This is a genomic window from Protofrankia sp. Cr1 (assembly GCF_963555865.1).
Lineage (GTDB): Bacteria > Actinomycetota > Actinomycetes > Frankiales > Frankiaceae > Protofrankia.
Genome location: NZ_CAUVXO010000068.1, coordinates 1 through 6,024, shown reverse-complemented (window position 1 = coordinate 6,024; position 6,024 = coordinate 1). Strand labels below are relative to the sequence as shown.

Sequence of the window (6,024 nt, the reverse complement as noted above, 5' to 3'; positions counted from 1 at the left end):
CGGTCGCGGCTCGGGCGGCGCGCTGACCGCGACATGTTTGCGGGCTGCCTACGGTGCCGTTTCTGCGGCACCGTAGGCAGCCCGCAGGTCACGTTTGTTGAGTTTGCCCATCGCGGTGCGCGGCAGGTCGGGCACGAACCTCACCGCACGTGGGCACTTGTAATGAGTCAGCCGGTCCCGGCACCAGGCGACGATGTCCTCGCCCGCGAGCGCGGGATCCCTGGGCACCACGAGCGCCAGCAGCGCCTCGCCAAGATCGGGAGCGGGCACGCCGATGACCGCCACGTCCTGCACGCCCGGGTGCGCCGCCAACACTGCTTCGGCCTCAGCCGGGTAGATGTTGACCCCGCCAGACACCACGAGGTCAGACGCCCGGTCGGTCAGGTAGAGGTACCCGTCCGCGTCGAGAAGACCGATCTCGCCCATGACGAAGTACCCGTCGCCGACGAAGCTGGCCGCCGTCTTGTCCGGGTCATGCAGGTACCGCGGACCGCCGTCGCGCCCGTTGCGCACGCACACCAGGCCCTCGGCGCCAATCGGAAGCTCCTGGCCGTAGCTGTCTCGGATACTGACCTCGAACGGCGGCACCGCCCGGCCGACCGAACCTGGATGCGCGAGCCAGTCCGTCGAATCGATCGCCGTGACGGTACCGATCTCGGTAGAGCCGTAGGCTTCCACGACAACCGGGCCCATCCACTCGATCATCGCGCGCTTGACATCGGCCGGACATGGCGCTCCGGTGTGCGCGATCTGGCGCATGCTGCTGACATCGTGTCGGGTGCGCAGGTCGGCGGGCAGCGCCAGTAGCCGGGAGAAATGGGTCGGCACCATGGTCGAACTCGCGATCCGGTACCGGTCGATGGCCCCCAGCGCCGCAGCCGCGTCAAACCGCGGCAGCACAACCATCGGCGTGCCCCCCGCCAGGCAGCGCAGCCCGTGCAGCGGCCCGGTGTGGTGCAATGGCCCCGCGACCAGGTGCGGCCCGAGCTGAGCGACCGCGCTGGCGGCGATGTTCGCCACGTGCTCGGCAACGGTCGCGCCGCCGGCAAACATCGCAAGAGCCTGTTCAGCCGCTTTGGGTACTCCGGAGGTACCGGAGGTGTACATGAGCGCCCGCCGTGGCGGCAGGTCGGCAGGCGGCTCGTGCCGCGGGGCGGCGGCGGCGAACTCGGCAAGCGAGTCGACTACTACCGCTGCGGGGGCACCTGCCTGCCTGGCCACGGCCGCGGACTCCGGGCTGGCGAGGATCAGCCTGGCCGCGCTGTCGCGCAGGACGTGACCAGCCTCAGCCGGGCGGAGCTGCCAGTTCACCGGCACCGCCGACGCGCCGGCGTAGATCACGGCCAGGTGTGCGATCGCCGTCTGCGCGCTGTTCTGCGCAAGGATCGCGACCCGCCGGTCCGGGCCGAGGTCCACGCCGAGCAGCGCGTGGACTACGCGGTTCAGCCAGTCGTTGAGTTCGGCCCAGGTCAGGTTCTCAGTGCCATCCGTTAGCGCCCAGCCGGCCGGATCCGCGCCAGCGCGGTCGGCTATCCCTGCGACCATGCCGTCAGGTCCCGGCGAGGCGGGCGACGACCGGCGCGAAGTCTTCGAGCACCCGTGCGCCGACGGTGACATAGCTGATGCCGTAGCGTTCCCGCCGGGCCACGAGCCGCTCGCATATCTCGTCCACCGACCCCGCGAGGACGTGCGGGTGGTCGGCTAGCGTCTCGGGGGGCAGACCGAGCGCGCCCGACAGGTGCGCCTGCGCCTTCGGGGGGTCGACCCCGACCATGGTGAAATACGCGGCGATCTCAAGTTCCAGCCGCTCGAACCGGTCACCGGCGCCCTCCCGGACCCAGCCGATCTTGCGATCGGTGGCGTCCGCCGTCGAGCTTCCGACGCCGTCCGAGCCGATGCGGCCTGAGCGGTTGTCGAAGTTCAGGCTGACGATGTCGGCCCGCCTTCCCGCCAGCCGCAGGATGCGCTCGCCACCCCCGCCGACCATGAAGGGCGGGCGCGGTGTCTGCACCGGGGCCGGCACGCCCTGGTAGCCACTCACCTGCACGTGCGTACCCGCCACGGCGATCTGCTCGCCGCCGAAGTGGGCCTCGAGCAGGTCTATGACCTCCTCAAGGCGCTGCAGGCGGACGCCGGGCCGGTCCCAGCGGATGCCCATGGCCCGGTACTCCGCCTCGATCCAGCCCGCGCCGAGCCCGATCTCCAAGCGCCCGCCGGACAGGAAGTCGAGGGTGGCCAGCTCCTTGGCCAGCACCGCAGGCAGGTGATAGTCGATGCAGAGCACCCGGCAGCCGATCCGGATGGTTTCGGTCGCCTCGGCGGCAACGGCCATGGCGGGGATGGCAGCGAGATCCTGGACCGGGTGGCGGGTCTCCGCCTCCAGGGGGCCCGGCCCGAAGTAGTGATCGGCGAGGTGGAAAGCGGAATAGCCGAGCTGCTCGGCCTCGCGGGCGAGGGCGCGCCACTGCTCAGCGGACGTCGCCTGGTACGCCTGCAGGCCGAACCTGAACGGCTTTGCTCGACTCACATGGCCCCCGCATCGGTCCCTGAGTGTGCCGGCATCCTCCCACCGCCAGTGGGTCTGGTCAATTACTAATCGATTGACTAATATGTTTCTCGGGCCGCGGGCAGCCCGTTACGCCCGCAGAGGCGAACTGGCTGCCGGCCGGGCCTGAGTACAGAACACTTCGGTGCCGGGCTACGCCGACAAGCGCGTGCTCGCCACCAGGAGCCCAACGCCGCGGATCCAGCCACGGCAGACGACCCGATGGAAGGCCGGACATGACTGAGATAGCCATCCCGACGTGCATCGCCGACATCACCCCGGCGTGGCTCACGGCCGCGCTCGGCACCACGCCAGCTCATGTGGTCGACGTCCACACGGAGCGGATCGGCGTCGGCGTCGGGATCATGGCGGACGAGTGGCGGGTTACGCTCACGTACGACCAGCCCTTACCGAACCAGTTAGCGTCGGTAGTGGTGAAGCTGGCCGCCTCGGCCGGGGAGAACCGGGCCATCGCGCACGAACGCAACCTCTACGAATCCGAGGTGCGCTTCTACCGGGAACTGGCGCCCCAGACCAGGACGCGAGTGCCCCGATGCTTCCACGCCCGCAAGGCCCGCGACGGCGCCGACTTCGTCATCGTCATGGAGGACCTGAGCGCCCTGGGGATGGTCGATCAGCTCGACGGCCTGAGCCTGGTGCAGGCGGAGCAGGCCGTGACTGCCCTTGCTGACCTCCACGCCTCCTGGTGGGGGAAGGTGTCGACGCCGGAACTCGACTGGATCCCGGGCATCGTGCACCCGCGGATGAAGATGATGGCAGACCTGTGGCCGCAGCTGTGGCCCGTGTTCGTGCAGCGCTTCGGGACGGACCTGCCCGACGGCGGCGAGGCACTCGGCGAGGAGGTTCGCGACCGCTACTGGCCGTTCATGCAGCAACTGGCGGATGAGCCCTGGACCATCCTGCACATCGACTACCGCTGCGAGAACCTGATGTTCCAACCAGACGGAACCGGCCTCGTTGTGCTCGACTGGCAGTCGATCGGCCGCGGGCCAGGAGCATACGACCTGGCCTATCTGCTCGGCGGCAGCCTCACGGCCGAGGTGCGCGCCGCCCACGAAGAGGCCCTGGTTGAGCACTATCATCGCGAGCTGGTCAAAGGCGGGGTCCAGGACTACCCACTCGACCGGCTGTGGGCGGCATACCGGCTTGCCCACCGCGTCGCCGGCACGGCGACGGCTGTGCTCGTCGGCGCGGGAACTGACCTCGGCAACGAGCGTGGCGTCAAGCTCGTGCGCACGATGGCTAACCGGCACTTCTCTGCTGCCGTCGACGCCGCCCGCGTGGCCTCATCCCGGGACGCCCTGGCGTCCAGCTGACCGGCGGGCGGGTAAGAGCGCCCGACAACAGGGGTGTGGATCAAGGAACGGGGCTGGGGCGCGTGGATCGCGAGGTGCGTGCCTCAGCCCCGCGACGTGGCCGATGCGCGGCGCCGAGCCGCAGGCAGTTCGGATCGGAAGGGGACAGTCGGATGGCAACGCTGTTGGTCCACATCCGGGTACGTCCAGGGGCCGAGGAGCGCTTCGAACAGATCGCAAGCGAGCTTCACGCCGCGACCCACAGCCGCGAGCATGACGTCCGCCGCTACGAGTACTGGCGGGGTGAGGAGCCGGGGACGTACTACACGCTCGAATCGTTCGACAGGTTCGCAGGATTCCTCGCCCACGAGACCAGTCCGCACCATGAGGAAGCCAGGCCAGCTCTGCGCGACGTGCTGGAAGCGGTCCGGCTCGAGTGGGTAGACCCGATCGGCGGGGCATCACCGCTGACGCCTACCGACATGCCGCCCCCGCAGCCGGACGCCACCGAACTCGAACGTGCGCTCTCGGAACGCCTGGCAGCGCAGGTCCAGGACTGGTGGCTCCCGCTGCGAACGTCAGACGTCGCCAGCCGGGGCGGCGGTCCGGCACAGTGAGCCAGTGCGAAAGGCGAGGCGAGGCGAGGCGATGACGGCATCGATTGAAGGACGCAAGGCCATCGTGACCGGGGCCGCCCAAGGACTCGGACTGGCCTACGCCCTGGCCCTGGCCCGGGCAGGCGCCCACGTTGCCGTGTGCGACTCCGACGCATCCGTCGAGGACCTGGCCTCCCACCTGGCGGGCTGCCGCGGCTCCTTCTGGGCGACCGTCGCCGACGTGTCCTCGCCCGACGACGTCCGCCGTTTCGTCGACGGCGCAGCCGAGCGACTCGGCGGTATCGATATTGTCGTGAACAACGCCGCCGTGTGCCTGCCGACCAACCCAGTCAGCGGCTCCTGGGACAAGGCCGTCGACGACTGCGACCGCACCCTCGGTACCAATATCCGCGGCGCGTACCTCGTCGGCCGGGCCGCGATCCCCTACCTCGTGCGCCAGGGCGGTGACATCGTCAACGTGACCACCGACCACATCCATACCTGCGGCTGGCCCGAGGTACTGGACCACGCCGACGCTCCGGCCTGCCCATGGGCCAGCACCCCTCGGCCGCCCGGCGGCGGCACGGCATTCGACCTCTACGACGCATCGAAGTGGGCTCTCAACGGCCTGACTCACGCCTGGGCACAGGCGTTGCGCCCGCGGGGGGTCCGCGTGAACTCATTCGGCATGGGAGCGACAGACACCCCGATGTACCGGAGGTTCCTCGGCGACCGCCCGCCGGCGCCCGGGCTGATGGCAGCCGGGGACGTCGCCGCCGTCCTGCTCGACCTACTCGCCGAAGGCCCGCAGGGGCGGACGGGCGACAGCATCCAGCTATGGGTCGGCCATCCGTGCATCCTGCCGCCGGTAGCCGCCCTTCCCGCGGTCGTAGCCAGCCAGTGAGGCACGTCCGGCTCGGAACGCATCGGACTCCAGCGCACCTACGAACCGGGAGCCCACCGAGTGATCGCCGAAGCCAAGACTGCGCCGAGCATGTACGAACGGGAGCGTCCGAGGGAGGACTCGAACCATTTACCCCACCACCGGTCACCCTCTCCGGTGACCTCATTCTCGCAGGTCACGCGGTATGACGAGACGGCCGCGGAAGCTAGAAGCGGATTGGCCGTACCAGCGGTGACATGGCGCGGGTCATGCGCAGGCCGCGGGCGTCGCCAGCTTCCAGGGGTGGTTCGATCAGCCATTCCCAGACGTCGTCGGGCACCAGTTCGGGTGTCGTCATGAGCGTGTCGAGCAGCGACTGTCGTCCGCTGAGGTCGTAGGGCGGCGGCAGCGCCAGTCCTGCCGCGGTCAGGTCGTCGAGGACGGTTTCGGCGATCGCCGGCCAGCGTCCCTGTCCCCACCAGGAGTCGGTGTAGCCGGTGGAGCCGGCGAGGGTGAGCAGCACGAGCGTGGCCTGTGGACCGAGGACGTCCTCGTCGAAGTGCCGCCACAGCCCCACCGCGTCGCGGACACTCGTCAGGACGGCCGGCCACGCCTCCTCGAACAGATCGGCCAACCGCCGGCCGTCGGCGAGGGCGCGCCGAGGATCACACAGTTTCTGGTCCA

General features: G+C 69.7%; 5 protein-coding genes and 1 pseudogene. 3 read left to right on the top strand and 3 right to left on the bottom strand.

The features are described from left to right. Positions 1–48: 48 nt before the first annotated feature. Positions 49–1,545: an AMP-binding protein gene (locus U9980_RS08595; RefSeq protein WP_322767444.1), complete on the bottom strand. Its 1,497-nt coding sequence runs from the start codon at positions 1,543–1,545 to the stop codon at positions 49–51. A gap of 4 nt (positions 1,546–1,549) precedes the next feature. Then, complete coding sequence (locus U9980_RS08590) at positions 1,550–2,527, bottom strand: TIGR03621 family F420-dependent LLM class oxidoreductase (protein WP_322767443.1); 978 nt, start codon at positions 2,525–2,527, stop codon at positions 1,550–1,552. Between the two features lie 254 nt (positions 2,528–2,781). On the opposite strand from U9980_RS08590, the gene U9980_RS08585 reads away from it, so the two are divergent. The 3 genes from U9980_RS08585 (at position 2,782) to U9980_RS08575 (ending at position 5,361) form a co-directional block, all read left to right on the top strand. Continuing rightward, positions 2,782–3,882 carry a phosphotransferase gene (locus U9980_RS08585; protein WP_322767442.1) on the top strand — a complete coding sequence of 367 codons (1,101 nt, stop codon included), beginning with the start codon at positions 2,782–2,784 and terminating at the stop codon, positions 3,880–3,882. Between the two features lie 152 nt (positions 3,883–4,034). Next, the gene (locus U9980_RS08580) at positions 4,035–4,478 is read left to right on the top strand and encodes an antibiotic biosynthesis monooxygenase family protein (RefSeq protein ID WP_322754218.1); all 444 of its coding nucleotides are present in this window, start codon (positions 4,035–4,037) and stop codon (positions 4,476–4,478) included. Positions 4,479–4,509: 31 nt separating this feature from the next. Beyond that, a complete protein-coding gene (locus tag U9980_RS08575; RefSeq protein WP_322767441.1) occupies positions 4,510–5,361 on the top strand; it encodes an SDR family oxidoreductase in 852 nt (283 codons plus the stop codon). A gap of 205 nt (positions 5,362–5,566) precedes the next feature. On the opposite strand, the pseudogene U9980_RS08570 reads toward U9980_RS08575, so the two are convergent. After that, positions 5,567–6,024: pseudogene (locus U9980_RS08570) on the bottom strand (hypothetical protein); the annotation flags it as partial.